The 18,116-nt window shown below is 71.7% G+C and carries 18 protein-coding genes; 9 read left to right on the top strand and 9 right to left on the bottom strand.

Annotation, left to right across the window (positions count from 1 at the left end; all coding sequences use genetic code 11):
* The 4 genes from ACIODU_RS05590 to ACIODU_RS05575 all read left to right on the top strand — a co-directional run bounded on the left by ACIODU_RS05590 (position 1) and on the right by ACIODU_RS05575 (position 2,901).
* Positions 1-807 carry an HAD-IA family hydrolase gene (locus ACIODU_RS05590; RefSeq protein ID WP_401764215.1) on the top strand — a complete coding sequence of 269 codons (807 nt, stop codon included), beginning with the start codon at positions 1-3 and terminating at the stop codon, positions 805-807.
* Positions 808-830: 23 nt separating this feature from the next.
* Positions 831-1,481, top strand: a complete 651-nt coding sequence (gene dhaL, locus ACIODU_RS05585) for a dihydroxyacetone kinase subunit DhaL (RefSeq protein ID WP_356418883.1) — start codon at positions 831-833, stop codon at positions 1,479-1,481.
* An 84-nt stretch (positions 1,482-1,565) separates the two neighbouring features.
* Positions 1,566-2,561 (top strand): dihydroxyacetone kinase subunit DhaK, encoded by a 996-nt coding sequence (dhaK, locus tag ACIODU_RS05580; protein ID WP_356418886.1) that lies wholly within the window; start codon positions 1,566-1,568, stop codon positions 2,559-2,561.
* Between the two features lie 115 nt (positions 2,562-2,676).
* Complete coding sequence (locus tag ACIODU_RS05575) at positions 2,677-2,901, top strand: dodecin (RefSeq protein WP_161307172.1); 225 nt, start codon at positions 2,677-2,679, stop codon at positions 2,899-2,901.
* Positions 2,902-2,941: 40 nt separating this feature from the next.
* Here the strand turns inward: ACIODU_RS05575 and ACIODU_RS05570 are convergent, their stop codons facing one another.
* Positions 2,942-3,463: a hypothetical protein gene (locus ACIODU_RS05570; protein ID WP_401764210.1), complete on the bottom strand. Its 522-nt coding sequence runs from the start codon at positions 3,461-3,463 to the stop codon at positions 2,942-2,944.
* Between the two features lie 60 nt (positions 3,464-3,523).
* Between ACIODU_RS05570 and ACIODU_RS05565 the strand changes: the two genes are divergently transcribed.
* Positions 3,524-4,540, top strand: a complete 1,017-nt coding sequence (locus ACIODU_RS05565; protein WP_401764207.1) for an LLM class flavin-dependent oxidoreductase — start codon at positions 3,524-3,526, stop codon at positions 4,538-4,540.
* Positions 4,541-4,549: 9 nt separating this feature from the next.
* Here the strand turns inward: ACIODU_RS05565 and ACIODU_RS05560 are convergent, their stop codons facing one another.
* The 3 genes from ACIODU_RS05560 to ACIODU_RS05550 are packed head-to-tail and all read right to left on the bottom strand — an operon-like array spanning position 4,550 to position 7,966.
* Positions 4,550-5,296 (bottom strand): succinate dehydrogenase/fumarate reductase iron-sulfur subunit, encoded by a 747-nt coding sequence (locus tag ACIODU_RS05560; RefSeq protein WP_401764204.1) that lies wholly within the window; start codon positions 5,294-5,296, stop codon positions 4,550-4,552.
* Complete coding sequence (locus tag ACIODU_RS05555; RefSeq protein ID WP_401764930.1) at positions 5,293-7,242, bottom strand: fumarate reductase/succinate dehydrogenase flavoprotein subunit; 1,950 nt, start codon at positions 7,240-7,242, stop codon at positions 5,293-5,295. The genes ACIODU_RS05560 and ACIODU_RS05555 overlap by 4 nt, the downstream gene beginning before the upstream one ends.
* A gap of 16 nt (positions 7,243-7,258) precedes the next feature.
* The gene (locus ACIODU_RS05550) at positions 7,259-7,966 is read right to left on the bottom strand and encodes a succinate dehydrogenase (protein ID WP_356418898.1); all 708 of its coding nucleotides are present in this window, start codon (positions 7,964-7,966) and stop codon (positions 7,259-7,261) included.
* Positions 7,967-8,048: 82 nt separating this feature from the next.
* On the opposite strand from ACIODU_RS05550, the gene ACIODU_RS05545 reads away from it, so the two are divergent.
* A complete protein-coding gene (locus ACIODU_RS05545; protein ID WP_401764201.1) occupies positions 8,049-9,017 on the top strand; it encodes a LysR family transcriptional regulator in 969 nt (322 codons plus the stop codon).
* A 40-nt stretch (positions 9,018-9,057) separates the two neighbouring features.
* Here the strand turns inward: ACIODU_RS05545 and ACIODU_RS05540 are convergent, their stop codons facing one another.
* From ACIODU_RS05540 to ACIODU_RS05530, 3 genes are all read right to left on the bottom strand, one after another.
* Complete coding sequence (locus ACIODU_RS05540) at positions 9,058-11,232, bottom strand: EAL domain-containing protein (RefSeq protein WP_356418904.1); 2,175 nt, start codon at positions 11,230-11,232, stop codon at positions 9,058-9,060.
* Positions 11,229-12,041 (bottom strand): SAM-dependent methyltransferase, encoded by an 813-nt coding sequence (locus tag ACIODU_RS05535; RefSeq protein ID WP_356418907.1) that lies wholly within the window; start codon positions 12,039-12,041, stop codon positions 11,229-11,231. Before ACIODU_RS05535 ends, ACIODU_RS05540 begins: the two co-directional genes overlap by 4 nt.
* Before the next feature lie 256 nt (positions 12,042-12,297).
* The gene (locus ACIODU_RS05530; protein WP_356418910.1) at positions 12,298-13,227 is read right to left on the bottom strand and encodes an SCO0930 family lipoprotein; all 930 of its coding nucleotides are present in this window, start codon (positions 13,225-13,227) and stop codon (positions 12,298-12,300) included.
* A gap of 877 nt (positions 13,228-14,104) precedes the next feature.
* Between ACIODU_RS05530 and ACIODU_RS05525 the strand changes: the two genes are divergently transcribed.
* Entirely contained in the window at positions 14,105-14,869 is a 765-nt protein-coding gene (locus ACIODU_RS05525; protein WP_356418913.1) for a hypothetical protein, read from the top strand.
* 202 nt (positions 14,870-15,071) lie between these two features.
* Entirely contained in the window at positions 15,072-15,626 is a 555-nt protein-coding gene (locus ACIODU_RS05520) for a hypothetical protein (protein WP_401764196.1), read from the top strand.
* 95 nt (positions 15,627-15,721) lie between these two features.
* Here the strand turns inward: ACIODU_RS05520 and ACIODU_RS05515 are convergent, their stop codons facing one another.
* Positions 15,722-16,207 (bottom strand): hypothetical protein, encoded by a 486-nt coding sequence (locus ACIODU_RS05515; protein WP_161310089.1) that lies wholly within the window; start codon positions 16,205-16,207, stop codon positions 15,722-15,724.
* 310 nt (positions 16,208-16,517) lie between these two features.
* Between ACIODU_RS05515 and ACIODU_RS05510 the strand changes: the two genes are divergently transcribed.
* Entirely contained in the window at positions 16,518-17,177 is a 660-nt protein-coding gene (locus ACIODU_RS05510; RefSeq protein WP_356418918.1) for a class F sortase, read from the top strand.
* A 34-nt stretch (positions 17,178-17,211) separates the two neighbouring features.
* Here the strand turns inward: ACIODU_RS05510 and ACIODU_RS05505 are convergent, their stop codons facing one another.
* Positions 17,212-18,054 carry a polysaccharide deacetylase family protein gene (locus ACIODU_RS05505; RefSeq protein ID WP_401764193.1) on the bottom strand — a complete coding sequence of 281 codons (843 nt, stop codon included), beginning with the start codon at positions 18,052-18,054 and terminating at the stop codon, positions 17,212-17,214.
* Positions 18,055-18,116: the final 62 nt, after the last annotated feature.

Below are 18,116 nucleotides of genomic sequence, written 5' to 3'. Positions count from 1 at the left end.
GTGCCCGCGCTCGTCTTCGACTGTGACGGCGTCCTCGCGGACACCGAGCGGTACGGACACCTGCCCGCGTTCAACCGGACCTTCGAGGAGTTCGGCCTCCCCGTGCGCTGGAGCGACGGGGACTACGCGGAGAAGGTCAAGGTCGGCGGGGGCAAGGAGCGGATGAAGACGCTCCTGACCCCGTCCTTCGTCGCCGAGGCCGGTCTCCCCGCCGATCCGCGCCTGCTCGACGAGGAGGTCGGCCGGTGGCACCGGCGCAAGACCGAGATCTATCTGGAGATCATCGCGGGCGGGAAGATCCCGCCCCGTCCGGGCGTACGGCGGATCGCGGCCGAGGCCGACGCGGCCGGGTGGACGCTGGCCGTCGCCTCGACCTCGGCGGAACGGTCCGTGCGCGGGGTGCTCAACCTGGCCGTCGGCCCCGAACTGGCCACCCGGTTCAGCGTGTTCGCCGGGGACGTCGTCCCCCGCAAGAAACCCGCCCCCGACATCTACGACCTCGCGGTGGCCCGGCTCGGGCTCGACACCACACGGGCCCTCGTCATCGAGGACAGTGCCAACGGGCTGCGCGCGGCGCGGGACGCGGGTCTCGGCTGCGCGGTCACGACCAGCGCGTACACGGCGGAGGAGGACTTCACGGGAGCCCTGCTGGTCGTGTCCTCGCTCGGGGACCCGGCGGGCCAGGGGCCCGATCCGGCGGGGACGGCCTCCGAGGTGCTGAGCGACCCGTTCGGCGCCGATCCCTCCCCGTACGTACGGCTCGCCGCTCTCGAATTCCTGCTCGCCGCCGTGCCCGGCGCGCACTGATGTCAGGCCAGGTGAGGAGAGACATGTCCACCGCAACCACCAGTGACCTCGAATTTGTCGTCCGGACGATCGCGCGGACGGCCGTCGAGAACGAACGCGCGTTCTCCGATCTCGACGCCGTCGTCGGCGACGGGGACCTGGGCTACTCGCTGGCCCGGGGCTTCGAGATCGTCCTCGCCGACTGGGACTCCTTCGACCGCGACACCCCGTCGGACTTCCTCAAGAAGATCGCCCTGGTGATCTCCAAACGGGTCGGCGGGACGTCGGGCCCCTTGTGGGGCACCGCCTTCCTCCGGGCGGCCGGCGCGATCTCCGACCGGCCGGAGCTGACCGCCCTGTCCGGCGAGGACGCCGTGGCGATGCTGCGGGCCGCCGCCGAGGGCATCAAGAAGCGGGGCAGGTCCGATCTCGGTGACAAGACCCTGCTGGACGCCCTGATCCCGATGACGGACGCGCTGGAGAAGGCGCTGGGCGGCGGCGGGAGCGGCGCCGACCTGGCCGGGGTGGTCGCGGAGACCGCCCGTACGGCCGCCGAGGCGACCACGCCGATGCAGGCCATGCGGGGACGTCCGAGCTACACCGGGGAGCGCAGCATCGGCTCCCCGGACGCGGGGGCCATGGCCGTGGCGGTCATGGCGGAACGGGTCGCCGACGAGTGGGCGGCCCGCGTGTGACGCGTCGGTCCGCCCGCGTGTGACGCGTCCGCCGCGTCCCGGGACGCGGCGTCAGAACCCGACTCGACCGAGGAGAGCCAGCAGATGAAGAAGTTCGTGAACGACCCGAAGAACTACGTACCGGAGATGCTGGAGGGCCTGGCGCTGGCCAATCCCGACACCCTCCGGTACGTCCCCGAGTACAACCTGATCATGCGCGCGGACGCGCCCCGGGCGGACAAGGTCTCCCTCGTCCAGGGCTCGGGCTCCGGGCACGAGCCGGCCCACGTGATGAGCGTGGGATTCGGCATGCTCGACGCGGCCTGTCCGGGGGACGTGTTCTCCGCGCCGCCGACCGACTACGTGTACGAGACGGTGAAGCGGGTCGCGTCGGACAAGGGCGTGCTGTTGCTGGTCAACAACTACACGGGTGACCGCATGGCCTTCGAGATGGCGGAGGAGCTGTCGGACGCCGACGGGGTGACCGTCCGCACGCTGTTCATCGACGACGACGTCTCCGTACAGGACTCGACGTACACCGTCGGACGCCGCGGGGTGGCCGGCAACTTCTTCGTCATGAAGGCGTGCGGGGCGGCGGCCGAGCGGGGCGCCGACCTGGACGAGGTGTACCGGATCGGCGAGAAGGTCAACGCCGTGACCCGCACGATGGGGCTGGCGCTGACCGCCTGCACCCCGCCCGCCAAGGGTTCGCCGCTGTTCGACCTGCCCGACGACGAGATCGAGATGGGCGTCGGCATCCACGGTGAGCCGGGCCGGCGGCGGGAGAAGCTCCAGTCGGCGGACGAGCTGGTCGGGGAGTTGCTGACGGCGGTGGTGGAGGATCTGCCGTACGCGTCCGGCGACGACGTGGCGCTGATGGTCAACGGCCTCGGCGGCACCCCGCTCGGTGAGCTGTACCTGGTGTACGGGCAGGCCCACAAGCAGCTGGCCGGACGCGGGATCGACATCCGGCGCAGCTACGTGGGCGAGTACTGCACGTCGCTCGACATGGCGGGTGCCTCGCTGACCCTGGTCCGGCTGGACGACGAGATCGCGGACCTGCTGGCCGCCCCCGCCGAGATCCCGGTCCACGTCTTCTGAGTGGGGGTCCGGGGAGCGGGTACGCGGGGATTCTGGTCTCGCGGAGCGCCCCGCGCTGGGGCACCGTGGAACCACACCCCGCGACATCCGCGACGCGTGCAGAGGAGACCGCTCCATGTCGAACCACACCTACCGGGTCACCGAGATCGTCGGCACCTCCCACGAGGGCATCGACGACGCCATCCGTAACGCGATCAGCCGTGCGTCCACGACGCTGCACGGCCTGGACTGGTTCGAGATGACGGAGGTCAGGGGTCACATCGAGGACGGTGTGATCGAGCACTTCCAGGTGGGTCTGAAGGTGGGGTTCCGCCTCGACCCGGCGGACGACGGTTCCTGACCGGCGGCGGCCGTTCCCGGTCGCCGGCGGGCCCGGGGGCTCAGGTGCGCCCTTCGCGCTCCTGCGCGTCCCTGAACGCCGGTGACGTGCTGGCCCAGTCCGCCCGTACGACCCGGAAGCCCGCCCGTTCGGCGGCGGCGCAGACCAGTTCGTCGTCGTCCACGAGCATGCGGACCTTGCGCTGTTCCGCCACCTCGCGCAGGACTTCCAGCTTGGTCGTACGGGCAGGGCGCCGGTCGGCGTCGCGCCGCATGCGCACCGGCCCTTCGGGCAGGCCGTGCTCCGCCAGCCAGGCGAGGGTGTCCCGGCGGCAGCGTTCGGGGCGTCCCGTCAGGTAGAGGAGATCGCACTCCCCGGCGGCGGCGACGGCCCGCCGTACCCCCTCGGCCAGTGGTGTGTCCTGGCCCGCCGCGCCGAAGAAGCCGTTCCAGTCCTTGGGCACGCGCTCCAGGAAGTGCTGGCGGTGGCCGGTCTCGGCGAGGGTCCCGTCCAGATCGAACACGGCCACCGGCCGCCGGGCCGTCTGGGGCGTCCTGGTCGTCTTGGTCGTCTTGGTCGTCACACCGTCAGCCTAGGCAATCCGCCCGGGGAATCCCCAGCCGGAGAGGGTGTTGAACCGTACGTGACCATCTCGCCGGGCATTCCGTTCTCCGTGCTGGACCGCTCCCGTACGAGGGAGGGCAGGGACGGCCCGACGGCCCTGCGGGACACCGTGCGTTTCGCCCAGGAGGTCGAGGCGCTGGGCTACCACCGCTTCTGGGTCTCCGAGCACCACGGGGTGCCCGGTGTCGCGGGCTCGGCGCCGACGGTCCTCGCGGCGGCCGTCGCCGCCGCGACGTCGACCGTCCGGGTGGGGACCGGCGGAGTGATGCTGCCGAACCACCGGCCGCTCGTCGTGGCCGAGCAGTTCGGCGTCCTGGAGTCCCTGTTCCCCGGCCGGATCGACATGGGTCTGGGCAGGTCGGTGGGGTTCACCGACGGGGTACGGAAGGCGCTGGGCCGGGACAAGCAGGACGCCGAGGACTTCCCCGCGCGGATCGAGGAGTTGCTCGGCTACTTCTCCGGGACCCCGGACACCCGCCCCCGGGTCCACGCCCAGCCCGCCGAGGGCCTGCGCCCGCCGCCCTTCGTCCTGGCCACCGGCAAGGGCGCGGCGGTGGCGGCACGGGCCGGGCTGCCGCTGGTCATCGCGGCCGTACGCGGCGAGGAGGCGATGCTGCGCGCGGTGGCGGACTACCGGCGCGACTTCCGTCCCTCCGCGTGGAACGACCGGCCGTACGTGATGCTCTCCGGCACGATCGCGGTGGCGGCCACCACCGAGGAGGCGCGGCGGCTCCTGCTCCCCGAGGCGTGGTCGGCCGCCTGGTCCCGTACCCACGGCGAGTTCCCGCCGCTGCTCCCGGTGGAGACGGTCCTCGGCACACCGATGACCGCACGCGAACGGACCCTGTTCGAGGAGTCCCGGCGGGGCCACCTGTACGGCACGGCGGACGACGTGGCCGAGTCCCTGGACAAGCTCCTGGCGCGCAGCGAGGCGGACGAATTCCTCGTCACCACGAGCACGTACGACCTGGACGCCCAACTGGACTCGTACCGGAGGCTGGCAGTGCTCCTCGGGCTGACCGGCGGGAACGCCTGACCCAGGCGGTCAGCGCGCGGCCTTCCGCGTCGCCCGCAGCCATTCCCTGTTCATCGCCGTGATCGACGGCAGGGGGATGCCCTTCGGGCAGGCCGTGGCGCATTCGCCGGCCAGGGTGCAGCCGCCGAAGCCCTCCTCGTCCATCGTCGCGACCATGTCCAGGACCCGGGTCTCGCGTTCCGGGGCGCCCTGGGGCAGGACGCTGAGGTGGTTGATCTTGGCGGAGGTGAAGAGCATCGCCGAGCCGTTGGGGCAGGCCGCCACACACGCGCCGCAGCCGATGCACTCCGCGTGTTCGAAGGCGAACTCCGCGTCGGGCTTGGGGACGGGGGTGGCGTGGGCGTCGGGGGCCGAGCCGGTGGGGGCGGTGATGTAGCCGCCCGCGCCGATGATCCGGTCGAACGCCGAGCGGTCCACCACCAGGTCCTTGACCACCGGGAACGCGCCGGCCCGCCACGGCTCGACGTCGATGGTGTCGCCGTCCTCGAAGTGCCGCATGTGCAGCTGGCAGGTGGTGGTGCGCTCCGGGCCGTGGGCGTCGCCGTTGATGACGACCCCGCAGGCGCCGCAGATGCCCTCACGGCAGTCGTGGTCGAAGGCGACCGGGTCGTCGCCCCGGAGGATCAGCTCCTCGTTGAGGGTGTCGAGCATCTCCAGGAACGACATGTCCCCGGAGATCCCGTCGATGTCGTAGGTGACCATGGCGCCGGGGGCGCCGGCGTCGTGCTGGCGCCAGACGCGCAGGGTGAGCCTCATGCGTAGCTCCGCTGGGTGGGGTGGACGTACTCGAAGACGAGGTCTTCCTTGTGCAGGACGGGCGCGGCGCCGGTCCCGGTGAACTCCCAGGCCGCCGCGTACGAGAACTCCTCGTCGCGGCGCTCCGCCTCGCCGCCCTCCGTCTGCGACTCCTCACGGAAGTGGCCGCCGCAGGACTCCGCGCGGTGCAGGGCGTCGAGGCACATCAGCTCGGCGAGTTCGAGGTAGTCGACGATGCGGTTGGCCTTCTCCAGCGACTGGTTGAACTCCTCGCCGGAGCCGGGCACCTTGATGCGGCGCCAGAACTCCTCGCGGATCTGCGGGATCCGGCCGAGCGCCTTGCGCAGGCCCTCTTCCGTACGGGCCATTCCGCAGTGGTCCCAGAGGAGTTCGCCGATCTCCTTGTGGAAGGAGTCGGGGGTACGGTCGCCGTCGACGGCCAGGAGCAGGCGCAGCCGGTCCTCGGTGTCGGCGACGGCCTCGACGGCCACCGGGTGGGAGTCGTCGACCGGGTCGAGATGGGGGTTGCGGCCCAGGTAGTCGTTGAGGGTGGCGGGCAGGACGAAGTAGCCGTCGGCGAGGCCCTGCATCAGCGCGGACGCGCCGAGCCGGTTGGCCCCGTGGTCGGAGAAGTTGGCCTCGCCGATCGCGAACAGGCCCGGCAGGGTGGTCTGGAGGTCGTAGTCGACCCACAGTCCGCCCATCGTGTAGTGGATGGCCGGGTAGATGCGCATGGGGACCTGGTACGGGTCCTCGGCGGTGATGCGCTCGTACATCTCGAAGAGGTTGCCGTACTTCTCCTCGACGGCCTTGCGGCCGAGCCGGGCGATGGCGTCGGCGAAGTCGAGGTAGACGCCCTGTCCGCCGGGGCCGACCCCGCGGCCCTCGTCGCAGACGTTCTTCGCGGCGCGCGACGCGATGTCGCGCGGGACGAGGTTGCCGAAGGCGGGGTAGATCCGCTCCAGGTAGTAGTCGCGCTCGTCCTCGGGGATCCGCCCGGGCGGCCGGGTGTCGCCGTGGGCCTTCGGGACCCAGATGCGGCCGTCGTTGCGCAGGGACTCGCTCATCAGCGTCAGCTTGGACTGGTGCTCGCCGGAGCGCGGGACGCAGGTGGGGTGGATCTGGGTGAAGCAGGGGTTGGCGAAGTACGCGCCGCGCCGGTGGGCGCGCCACGCGGCGGTGGCGTTGCTGTTCTTGGCGTTGGTGGAGAGGTGGAAGACGTTGCCGTAGCCGCCGGTGGCGAGGACGACGGCGTCCGCGAAGTAGCTGGAGACCGTGCCGGTGATCAGGTCGCGGGCGACGATGCCGCGCGCCCGTCCGTCCACCACGATCAGGTCGAGCATCTCGGTACGGGGGTGCATCTCGACGGCCCCGGCGGCGATCTGCCGGGACAGTGCCTGGTAGGCGCCGAGGAGCAGTTGCTGTCCCGTCTGGCCCCGGGCGTAGAAGGTGCGGGAGACCTGGACGCCGCCGAAGGAGCGGGTGTCGAGGAGGCCGCCGTACTCACGGGCGAAGGGCACGCCCTGCGCGACACACTGGTCGATGATCTCGACGGAGACCTCGGCGAGCCGGTGGACGTTGGACTCGCGGGCGCGGAAGTCGCCGCCCTTGACCGTGTCGTAGAAGAGCCGCTGGACGGAGTCGCCGTCGTTGCGGTAGTTCTTGGCGGCGTTGATGCCGCCCTGCGCGGCGATGGAGTGGGCGCGGCGCGGGGAGTCCTGGTAGCAGAACTGGACGACGTGGTAGCCCTGTTCGGCGAGGGTGGCGCCGGCGGCGCCGCCCGCCAGGCCCGTACCGACGACGATGACGGTGTGCTTGCGGCGGTTGGCGGGGTTGACGAGCTTCGCCTCGAAGCGGCGGCGGTTCCAGCGCTCGGCGACCGGTCCGTCGGGGGCGGTGGTGTCGGCGACGGGCTCGCCGGTGGTGTAGTCGGTGTAGTCCCGCATGTCGGCTCCGTTCATGTCAGTTCACGACTCCGCACATGACCCCTACGGGTACGGCGATGAATCCGGCGGTCAGCACCACGGCGAGGACGTCGGCCGACGCCTTGAGGATCCGTTCGCGGGTGGGGCTGCCCACGCCGAGGGTCTGGGCGGCGCTCCAGAACCCGTGCCGGACGTGCAGTCCGAGCGCCAGCATGGCGACGATGTAGATGGTGTTGCCGTACCAGGTCGAGAAGGTGTCGACGACGTTCTGGTACGGGCGGCCCTGCTGGAAGCCGCCGGGGTGCACGGTGCCGGTGGTCAGGTCGAGGATGTGCCAGACGATGAACAGCGCGAGGATGATCCCGCCCCAGCGCATGGTGCGGGTGGCGTAGCCGGCGCGCTGCCGCTTGTGCACGTACGGGGTGGGCCGGGCCGCGCGGTCCCGGCGGCTCAACTGGTAGGCGCAGACGGCGTGCAGGACGACGGCGGCGACGAGGCCGATCCGCAGGCCCCACAGCGCCCACTCGTAGTGCAGGACGGGTTCGCCGAGGGTCCGCAGCCAGTGCGCGTATCCGTTGAAGGAGTCCAGGCCGAAGAAGATCTTGAGGTTGCCGTACATGTGCGCGACGAGGTAGGCGAGCATGAACAGGCCGGTGACGGCCATGATCACTTTTTTGCCGACCGTCGATCCCCAGAGGGTGCGCGGCAGGGACGCGCGCCGGTCCGTCCGCGTTGCCAGAGCCATGTACCTGACGGTAGGGGCGCCGTGACCAGAGGTCCAAGACATGGTCCGGCTCATGTCCATAGGGTGTGCCTATGATGAGGGGATGCAGTTCCAGCAGTTGTTCTACTTCGTCGCCGTGGCCGAGACCAGGCACTTCACCCGCGCCGCCGAGCGGGTCCACGTCTCCCAGCCGTCCCTCTCGCAGCAGATCAGGGCGCTGGAGAAGGAGCTGGGCGCGGAGCTGTTCAGCCGGGCCCGCGGCAACGTCACGCTGACCGACGCGGGCGAGGCGCTGCTGCCCCTGGCCCGGCGGATCCTGGCCGACTCCGAGACGGCCCGCCTGGAGGTCCAGGAGCTGGCCCAGCTGCGGCGGGGCCGGGTCAGGCTGGGGGCCCCGCCCAGCCTCTGCACCGGCCTGCTGCCCGAGGTGCTGCTGGCCTTCCACGAGCTGCACCCGGGCATCGAGCTGCTGATCGAGGAGAACGGCTCGCACGATCTGGTACGGGCGCTGGCCCGCGGCGGCCTGGATCTGGCGCTGGTGGTCCTGCCGCTGCCGGCCCCCTCCCCCGCGCTGACGACCGTCGAGCTGCTTCACGAGGACCTGGTCGTGGTCTCCTCGGCGTCCGCGCCGCCGCCGCGCAGCCCGCTGCGGATCGCCGATCTGGCGGACCAGCCGCTGGTGATGTTCCGGCACGGCTACGACCTGCGCGACCTGACCGTGGCCGCGTGCCGGGCCGAGGGGTTCGAGCCGTCGTTCGTCGTCGAGGGCGGCGAGATGGACGCGGTCCTGGGCTTCGTCCGGGCCGGTCTCGGGGTCGCCGTCGTCCCGAGCATGGTCGCGGGGCGGACCCGCGAGCTGCGGGTCACACCGCTCGCGCGGCCGGGACTGAGCCGTACCGTCGCCCTCGCGCACCGCAGCGACGTCGCGCCGCCCCGCGCGGCCCGGGAGCTGGAACGCGTCCTGCTGTCCACCCGTACCGGAGCCCGGATGTCTGCGGAGACCGCCGCGTGGCGGTCCCGGCGTGCGGCGGAGGCCCGGGGGCGGGGTCCGGCCGCCGGGCCCCGCGCGTAGACCGCCTCCGGAACGCCTTCGGAACGCCTCCGGACCGCTTCTAGACCGCGTCCAGCAGGGACAGGCGGTGCAGATGCTCCGGCGGGCCCGGGCGCGCGTAGAACCAGCCCTGCGCGGTGTCGCAGCCCAGTCGGCGCAGATGGTCCGCCTGCGCGCCGGTCTCCACGCCCTCCACCGTCACCGCCAGGTCCAGGCTGTGCGCGAGCGAGACGATCCCCTCGACGATCTTCAAGTCGACCGGGTCCGCCGGGTGCTGCTGCATGCCCTGGGTGAAAGAACGATCCAGCTTGAGCACGCTCACCGGCAGCCTGCGCAGGTTCGCCAGGTTCGAGTAGCCGGTCCCGAAGTCGTCCAGCGCGATGTCCACGCCCATCTCGGCGAGCTGGCGCAGCGGCTTGAGCAGGTCCTCGTCGGCACCGATCAGCGCCGACTCGGTGACCTCCAGGCAGAGCGCCCCCGGCGCGAGGCCGATCCGCTCCAGCGCCTCGACCGTCTCGGCGACCAGCCCCGGATGGTGGAGCTGGGTGGGCGAGAGGTTCACGTTGATGCGCAGCGGCCGGCCCACGGCCCCGTCGGGCAGCTGCTCCTGCCACGCCTTGGCCTGCCGTACTGACTGTTCGAGCACCCAGCGGCCGAGCGGCACGATCAGCCCGGTGTGCTCGGCGAGCGGGATGAACCGGTCGGGCCCGAGGATGCCGTGCTGCGGGTGCAGCCAGCGCACCAGGGCCTCCGCGCCGTGGACCGAACCGTCGTCCAGGTGCACCAGCGGCTGGTACTCGATGAAGAACTCACCGCGCTCCAGCGCCGCCGGCAGCGCGGTGGTCAGCCCGTGCCGGGTGATCGCGCGCGCGTCGGCCTCGGCGTCGGCGAGCTCGAAGCGGTTGCCGCCCGCCGCCTTGGCGCGGTACATGGTGATGTCCGCGCTCCGCAGGACCTCGGCGGGGGCGCGCCCGGCGACCGGGCCCTCCACGATGCCGATGCTGCCCCGGACCGTGAACTCCCGCCCGTCGAGCCGGATCGGGGTGGCGAGCACGCCGAGGATGCGGGAGGCGAGGTCGGCCACCTCGCCGCACGAGGCGTGCCCGGTGGTCAGCGCCACGAACTCGTCGCCGCCGATCCGCGCCACCATCTCGCCCGGGGCCGTGGCGCAGCTCTGGAGCCGGTCCGCGACCTCGACCAGCAGCCGGTCGCCCGCCGAGTGGCCGAGGCTGTCGTTGATGGCCTTGAAGCCGTCGAGATCGAGGTAGCAGAGCCCGAAGCGGCTCCCGTCCGGCGCGGCGAGAGTCTTCTCCAGGCGCTCGAAGAAGAGGGTCCTGTTGGGCAGCCCGGTCAGCGCGTCGTGCGTGGCCTCGTAGCGCAGCCGCAGGTTGAGCAGCCGGCGCTCGGTGGTGTCCTCCATCAGGGCGAGCTGGTACTGCGGCGCGCCCTCGGCGTCCCGGAGCAGCGAGACGGTCAGGTTGGTCCAGAGGACCGTGCCGTCGTTGCGGTAGAAGGGCTTCTCGCAGCGGAAGTGCTCCCGCTCGCCGCGCACCAGCTCGCCGTACATGCGCCAGACCTGGGGGACGTCCTCGGGGTGGACCCACTCGCTCATGTTGCGGCTGCGGACGTGGTGTTCGAGGCCGCCGAACATCTGGATGAGGGTGTCGTTGACCTCCAGCATGTTGCCGTCGAGGTCGGCGATGCCTATGCCGACGGCCGCCTCGTCGAAGACCGCGCGGAAGCGGACCTCGGTGGCGTGCAGCGCCTGCTCGGCGTGGCTGCGGGCGGCGAGGGCCGAGCGCGCGATGGCCTCCTGCTCGGCGAGGGTCCGCTCGCGCAGCGCCTGGGCGAACCCGGCGGCCAGCGCGTGCTGGAGCCGGGCGCACCGGGCCCGGGACTCGTCGGCGGGCAGCGTCTCCGTACCGCAGTACAGGACCAGGTACGCGTCGACGACGCCGAGCGTACGGCCGAGGGCCTCGGGGTCCGTGCAGTGCGCCGCGACGAGGGCCGCGCCGACGCCTCCGGCGGGCGCGGGGTCGAAGTGGCGCGCGTGCAGCGCGCCGCTCAACTCCCGTGCCAGCGGGAGGAGAAGCGCCTCGAACTCGGTTCGGGTCAGCGATGTCGCGCTGGCCGGGAAGATGGCCCGGCTCCAGATCGTCGCCAGCCGTCTGAGTCTGTCCTCCAGGCCGTCCGGGTCCGACGTGGCTCCCGCTGTCTCCTGCGCCGGCATCATCACGCCTTGCGTCCCACTCCGGCGAAGCCCGAGTAGGCGTACGGATCCTCCTGGTCGGCGGGGCTGTCGGGGCGCCAGTCGGGCATGGCCACCAGGCCGGGTTCGACCATCTCGAACCCGTCGAAGAAGCGGGCCGTCTCCTCCTGCGACCGCATCACCAGCGGATTGCGGATGGTGCGGTAGACGCCGACGGCGCCGCCCGCCTGCTCCTTGGGGACCGGGATGCCCTCGTACGAGGCGTGGGTGAGGACGATCAGGCTGCCGGGCGCGAGGGCGTCCCGCAGCTCGGCGACCGCGCCGTAGGGGTCGTCCGCGTCCTCCAGGAAGTGCAGGACGGCGACGAGGAACAGGGCCACGGGGCGTTCCAGGTCCAGCAGTCCGGCGGCCTCACGGCTGGTGAGGATCTGGGCGGGCTTGCGGAGGTCCGCGCTCACGACGGCGGCGTGCTCGACCCCGGTGAGGACGGCCTGGCTGTGGGCGACCGCGACCGGGTCGTGGTCGACGTAGAGCACCCGGGCGGCGGGGTCGGCGGCCTGGGCGACTTCGTGGACATTCCCGTAGGTCGGAATGCCGGAGCCGATGTCGAGGAACTGGTTGACACCGCTGTCCAGGGCGAATTTGACCGCGCGGCGCATGAACGCGCGGTTCGCCTTCATGATCTTGGGCAGCCCCGGCATGAACTCCATTGCCTTGCGCGCGGCTTCCCTGTCCACCTCGAAATTGTGCGAACCGCCCAGATAGTAGTCGTAAATGCGGGACACGCTGGGCACCGATATGTCGATGCCCTGCGGGGCCCAGGCGGGACGCTCCATCGATGTCTCCAACAGTCGCCACGGGGTCACGGCCATGTACATGGCCGGTTGTTCGAGCCGAGGCTACTGATCGCCCGCCAAGAGAGCGAGCCCAAACGGAAATTAACGGTCCGTTCTTCGTCACACGTCTTGAACACGTCTCTTGACCACATGCCTTACCCGCGCGTGCTGTTGACTGACCCTCAGACGTGCCCGATCCGCCGTCACGTGGGGGGCGTGGGACGGCGGACCGGGCGGGCCGGAGGCGACGGGGAGACTACTTCGGCGCTCCGACCAGCTTTGCCTGCGGGGAGACCGCGTACCAAGTGCCGCCCACGCCCTGGCCGTTGGTGTCACCCGGCTTCTTGTCACCGGTGAAGGTGTAGACGGGCCAGCAGTCGATGCTCTGCTGCTTGATTCCGTCGGGGCGGTCGAAGGTCACAAATCCCTTCTCGATGATCCCTTCGGTGTCATTCTTGTCGACGGGGGCGACAACCGGCCACTTGTCGAGGCAGGCCCCGGTGCAGGCCGACTTCATGGGCCACGCGGAGTCCTTCTTGAACCGGTAGACGGTCATGCCCTTGGAATCCACGATGATGTCGCCGAGCTTGGGATCCTTGCGGACCGAAAGCCCCGGCAGGTCGGCGACGGTGACGTCGTCGGCCGGCGCGGCCTTCTTGCCGTCGGGGGCGGAGGCGAACCAGGTCCCGCCCACACCCTGGCCGTTGGCGTCGCCGGGGCTCTCGTCCTGGGCGTAGCGGTACATCGGCCAGCCCGCGATGGTGAGTTGCTTGGTGCCGTCGGCGCGGGCGACCTCGCCCAGCAGGGACGCGTCGACGCCGGCCGGGGCCTTGGCGCCCTCGGCGGAGACGACGGGCCAGGCCTTCTCGCAGTCGCCCTCGCAGTTCGACTTGGGCGGGCTGGCGGTGTCCTTGTCGAAGCGGTAGAGCGTGAAGCCCTCGCTGTCGGTGACGACCTCGCCGAGCTCCTTGCTGTCCCACACGGCGAGTTGGCCGGCCGCCGTGGCCTCGGTCTTGGCGGCCGCGTCGGAGCCGTAGGCGTCGGAACCGTAGTCGTCCCCCGCCGCCGCGGCGGCTCCGACCGGCGCTCCGTTGGTGGGGGTGCCCTGCTCCTGACCGCACGCCGTCGTCAGGGCCAGTACGGCCACCGCGGTCACCGCGAGCGAGGCGTTCCGCCAGGTGTTCATATCAACTCCGCTTGTCAGTAAGTCAGTTGGGCGCCGGGCTGCGCCGGTTCATGGCCCTAAGTACGGGCCGGGCCCGGTCTCCCGTTCAACGCGGCCGGAAAAAACTTCTGACATCCAAACCCCCGCCCCGCCAAATCCCCCTATCAGGGCGGATTTTCTCGACTTTCGGCGTGTCGGGGGAATGAGGGGAACAGGATCCTCTCCGTGTACGGATTCCACGTCGGCCGGCTGGTGGCGGCCGCTTCACTCATCTGGCTGTTGGCCGTGCCCGTACCGGCCGCGGCCACCGGTTGTGCCTACGCGTCCATAGGCCCCGACGGTTCCGTGTGGGCGGTGGCGAAGACGGGGGGCGGGCACTGCCCCTGGCCGCCGCATCCACCGCATCCGCCGCATCCCTCGCATCCGCCGAAGCCGACACCGACGCCCACACCCACACCCACCCCTTCCCCTACGCCCACACCCACCCCTACACCGACTCCGACTCCCGAGCCGACCCCTGAACCGACCCCGCCCAAGCCGACGCCCAGGCCCCGGCCCGAGCCGACGCCCCGGCCCGTGCGACCGGCCCCGCCGCCGCCCGCACCCGTACCCGCGCCCGAGCCCCCGCCACCACCGAGGCCGGCCCCGCGCCCGCCGTCGCCCACCCCGTCCCCGAGCCCCTCGCCCACCCCGTCGGCCCGTCCGACGCCCTCCCCCATCGCCCTGCCCACCTTCCACAAGGCAGTGCGCAAGCAGCCGCGCGGAGGTCCCTCCCCCGTCACCCTGATGCTGCTGATCACGGCCCCCGCCGCACTCGCCGTGGCCGTACTGCGCCCCCGTTCTTCCCGCTGATCCGCTGATCCGCAGATCCGCCGATCCATTGATCCACGGAGGCTCCATGTCGGAATGGCTCGTTCTGAGCATCGCCATGGCGGCGGCCAGTGCCGTCGTCCTCACCATCGTCGTCATCAACAACCGCCGGCTGCCGGTGGACGACGACCCCACCAAGACCCCGGACGTCATGGAATACATGACGATGATGATCGGAGTGATCTACGCGATCGTTCTCGGCCTCGCGATAGCCGGCGTCTGGGAAGGCCGCAGCGCCGCCCAGGAAAACGTACGGCAGGAAGCACAGGCCCTGCACGAGATCCAGCAGCGGGTCCAGGTCTATCCGGCGGACGTCCGCGAGCGGATCCGCGCCGACGTCGACGCGTACGCCTCATACGTCGTGCACACCGAGTGGCCCCACATGTCCGAGCACAACGCCCTCAGCGCTAAGGGCACCCAGCTGTTCGAGAAGATCCGCTCGGACGTGTCGCGCTACGCGCCCCGTACCGAACTGGAAGGGCAGACGTACCAGCCCCTGGTCGAACAGGTGGCCGTCGCGGACGACGCGCGAGGCGCCCGCGGCCAGAACGCCGGGGCCACCATGCCGGGCGTCGTCTGGTTCGGTCTCATCGTCGGAGCCGTGGTCACGGTGGGGCTGATCTTCGTCCTCCAGATCCGGCGGACCTTCCGCGAGCTGCTGCTGGCGGGACTGTTCAGCGTCCTCATCGCCTTCCTGCTCTTCCTCATCTGGGACTTCGACGCCCCCTACGGCCGCGGCATCGCCGCCACGGCCGCCCCGTTCGTCGATCTCTTCCCCGCCATCGGGAACTGAGCCGGCCGGTCCGAGCCCACCGGTCCCAGGGCTCCACAGGAGGCACGGCTGTCCGCCACCCGGGGGACGGCCGTGCCCCATTCGCCCGTCAGCGATCGCGGCTGTGATAGTGCGCTCCTAGCGTTTCGGGCATCGAGGTGCATTCCGTGCCAGGTGTGGAAATCGTTCCGCAGGTGCTCCTCGGGGACCCGGAGGATTCACCATGCGCGCGATACGAGCCGCGTCCGCCGCTCTGCTGGGAGCGACCGCACTCGCCCTGACGGCACCCACGGCGGTGGCCGCGCAGCGGGGCGCCGGCCTCGGCTTCACCGTCACCCCGTCCACGGTCGCGGCGGGCGGCCGGCTGACACTGGCGGCCCCCGGCTGCCGCTCGTCCGGCACCGCGTCCGCCGCGGTCTTCGACACCGTCACCGTCCCGGTGGGCGGGACGGCGGCCGCCACCGTCGACTGGGACGCCAGGCGCGGTGCCACGTACCGGACCACCTTCACCTGCGGGTCCGGCGGGACGGCGGCGGCGTCGTTCACCATCGCGGGCGGCGCGACGCCGACCCGTACCCCCACCGTGCGGCCGACCCGCACCCCCACGCCGGTCACCACCGCCACCTCCGTCGCGCCCGGCGGCGTCAGGGGCGGTCTCGGCGGCAGTGTCGGCGGGATGAACACCGCCGAGATCCTGGCGGGTACGGCGCTGGTGGTGGCCGCGGCCACCGGCACCATCTATGTCGTGCGCCGCCGCGCGGAGAACCGCGGGCACTGACGCCCGCGGTGTCCCGCCCGCCCCGACGCCCGTCGCCCCGAGTCCTGTACGAGGACTCGGGGCGACGGGCGTCGGAGGCCGGGCGGCAGGACCGGTCAGATCTGCCCGCCGGCCGCGCGGCGGCGGCGCGCCAGGAAGAACGAACCGCCGACCGCGGCCGTGGCGACGAGCCCGGCCCCGATCCCCACCTCGGTCGAGCTGGGTCCGACGGAGCCGCCGAGACCACCCTGCGCACCGCGCCCGGCGAGCACCTCGAACTGGTGCGTCTCGACGCGCGGGTTGTCGCTGCACCTGACGACCAGGTTGTAGCGGCCGGGCGTGGCGTTGTCGCGGATCCGCGCCGTGGCCGACACGTTCCCCGAGGGGTTCACCGGGAAGCGGACCTGGCGGAAGGCGTTGGAGTCGACCGTGCCTCCGTGGCCGCAGCCCTGGGCCGAGATGTGGATCGTGCCGCCCTGGTGGACCGCGAACGGATTGACGGTGACGTTTTTCGGACCGTTGGTGGCGCCGGCCAGCGGGGCGGAGAGCGCCACGGCCGCGCAGGCGGTCGCGGCGACCGTGAGAGCGCGTGAAGCACGCATCGTTGAACCTCCAGCGGAAGACGCCCCAAAGCGGTGCTCCGGGAAGATCGACGAGTACGCCTTCCATGACGAACCCTCACCGGGCCTCCCATTCGCCGCATTTCGGCACTGGTCCACCCCGGTGAGGCGACACGCCGACAGAACGCTCCCCCGGCCCGTGGATACGCAGGTCACGGACCGTCAGAAGTTTTGTGCGCCGAATACTCGGATGGGCCAGCAGCCCTCGCACCGCCACCCGTTCGCCCCTCAGTGATCGCCGCCGCCGCAGACCGCGCTTAGCGTGCTGACAGGCGCCCACGAAGGGAGAACCATGGGCCAGGACCACACCGTCCCGGAGTCGAGGAAGCGCTCCCCCTGGGGCGTACTGGCTCTCGTCATGCTCAGCGGGATCGCGCTGATGCGGAACGGGGTGGACGAACCGCTGGGACCGCCGCAGCCCGCGGCGGCGGCCGCGCCGGCCGGTCAGATCGACCCGGCCGCCCTCGCCGTCACCACGTCGGCCGTGAAGCCGCTGCCGTACGCGCCGATGTCCCGGGTGCGGATCCCGGCGATCAAGGTCGACGCCCCGGCGGTGGACGTGGGGCTGGACCGGGACGGCTGGATCGCGGCTCCCGCTCCGCAGGACCCCAATCTGGCGGGCTGGTACCAGAACGGGGTGGCGCCGGGCCAGCGCGGCACGGCGGTGGTGGTCGGCCATGTCGACAACCAGGCGGGGCCCGCCGTCTTCTACGGGCTCGGCTCGCTGGAGAAGGGCCAGCACGTCGAGGTCAGCCGCTACGACGGCCGGGTGGCGGTGTTCGAGATCTACGGGGTCGAGGTCTTCTCGAAGAGCGACTTCCCCGGGCCACGGGTGTACGGCGACACCGGCCGGCCGGAGCTGCGGGTGATCACGTGCGGCGGCGGCTACTCGAAGGCGGGCGGCTACGACGGGAACGTGGTCGTCTTCGCCCGGCTGGTCAGGACGCGCTGACCGGCCGGGCGGGGGACGGGGGGGGTCGGTAAGGCTAGGGAAGCGGTACGCCGATCCCGTACCCCTCGGCGATCAGCTCCGGCAGATAGCGGCGCAGCGCGGCCACGCTCTGCTCCCGGTTGCCTCCGGCGTCGTGCGAGAGCACCACGACCCCGGGCCCGGCGCCGTCCCGGACCGCCTTGACGATCTTGTCCGTGCCGGGGGTGGTCCAGTCGAGGGTGTCGACGGTCCAGGCGAGGGGTTCCATGCCCAGTTCGGCGCCGATCTCGAAGGCGTCCCGGTTCCAGGCGCCGTAGGGGGCGCGGAACCAGACGGGCGGGGCGCCGACGGTGTCCTCGATCAGCTCGCTCGTCCGCTCCATCTCCTTGCGGATCGCCGACCGCGTGAGCCGGGGCAACTGCGGGTGCGACCAGGTGTGGTTGCCCACGATGTGCCCGTCCGCCGCCATCCGGCGGAGCAGGTCGCGCTGGTACGTGGCCATCTCGCCGCAGACGAAGAACATCGCGCGGACGTCGTGGGCGCGGAGGGTGCTCAGGATGTCGGGGGTGTGGCGGGGGTCGGGGCCGTCGTCGAAGGTGAGCACCACCGCGTGGCCCACCTGCGGCAGTTCGCGGAACGGTTTCTCGCGGACCGGCGGCGGGGTTCGGAGGACGGAGGGGGCGTCGTCGGTCATGGGCCGGAGCCGGTAGGCGGCGGGGTTGCGGGCGACTCCGGCCGGCGGGCCCGCGGGCGGTCCCGCGGCGGCCACCGGGGCGGTGGAGGCGCCCGGGGAGCGGGCCTCGCCCGGGAAGAACACCCGGGTGGTGACGGCGGCGCCGAGACAGGCGGCGAGCCGGAGGAGGGCGCGGCGCCCCGGAATCATTTCTTCCTTTTTCATGACTAATGGCTCGCACGGCGGATGCGCCGGGCCGCCCACCGACACGGCCGCGCGCGCGAAAG

This window comes from Streptomyces sp. NPDC088261 (assembly GCF_044740805.1).
Taxonomy (GTDB): domain Bacteria; phylum Actinomycetota; class Actinomycetes; order Streptomycetales; family Streptomycetaceae; genus Streptomyces.
Note: the sequence above shows the minus strand (reverse complement) of the source record. Positions and strands in the feature narration are given on the sequence as shown.

Bases quoted from the DNA above. Each gene is read 5' to 3' on its own strand.
- dhaL (WP_356418883.1), top strand. From the start codon at position 831: ATGTCCACCGCAACCACCAGTGACCTCGAATTTGTCGTCCGGACGATC.
- dhaK (WP_356418886.1), top strand. From the start codon at position 1,566: ATGAAGAAGTTCGTGAACGACCCGAAGAACTACGTACCGGAGATGCTG.
- ACIODU_RS05575 (WP_161307172.1), top strand. From the start codon at position 2,677: ATGTCGAACCACACCTACCGGGTCACCGAGATCGTCGGCACCTCCCAC.
- ACIODU_RS05560 (WP_401764204.1), bottom strand. From the start codon at position 5,296: ATGAGGCTCACCCTGCGCGTCTGGCGCCAGCACGACGCCGGCGCCCCC.
- ACIODU_RS05555 (WP_401764930.1), bottom strand. From the start codon at position 7,242: ATGCGGGACTACACCGACTACACCACCGGCGAGCCCGTCGCCGACACC.
- ACIODU_RS05550 (WP_356418898.1), bottom strand. From the start codon at position 7,966: ATGGCTCTGGCAACGCGGACGGACCGGCGCGCGTCCCTGCCGCGCACC.
- ACIODU_RS05545 (WP_401764201.1), top strand. From the start codon at position 8,049: ATGCAGTTCCAGCAGTTGTTCTACTTCGTCGCCGTGGCCGAGACCAGG.
- ACIODU_RS05535 (WP_356418907.1), bottom strand. From the start codon at position 12,041: ATGGAGCGTCCCGCCTGGGCCCCGCAGGGCATCGACATATCGGTGCCC.
- ACIODU_RS05530 (WP_356418910.1), bottom strand. From the start codon at position 13,227: ATGAACACCTGGCGGAACGCCTCGCTCGCGGTGACCGCGGTGGCCGTA.
- ACIODU_RS05525 (WP_356418913.1), top strand. From the start codon at position 14,105: ATGTCGGAATGGCTCGTTCTGAGCATCGCCATGGCGGCGGCCAGTGCC.
- ACIODU_RS05520 (WP_401764196.1), top strand. From the start codon at position 15,072: ATGCGCGCGATACGAGCCGCGTCCGCCGCTCTGCTGGGAGCGACCGCA.
- ACIODU_RS05515 (WP_161310089.1), bottom strand. From the start codon at position 16,207: ATGCGTGCTTCACGCGCTCTCACGGTCGCCGCGACCGCCTGCGCGGCC.
- ACIODU_RS05510 (WP_356418918.1), top strand. From the start codon at position 16,518: ATGGGCCAGGACCACACCGTCCCGGAGTCGAGGAAGCGCTCCCCCTGG.
- ACIODU_RS05505 (WP_401764193.1), bottom strand. From the start codon at position 18,054: ATGAAAAAGGAAGAAATGATTCCGGGGCGCCGCGCCCTCCTCCGGCTC.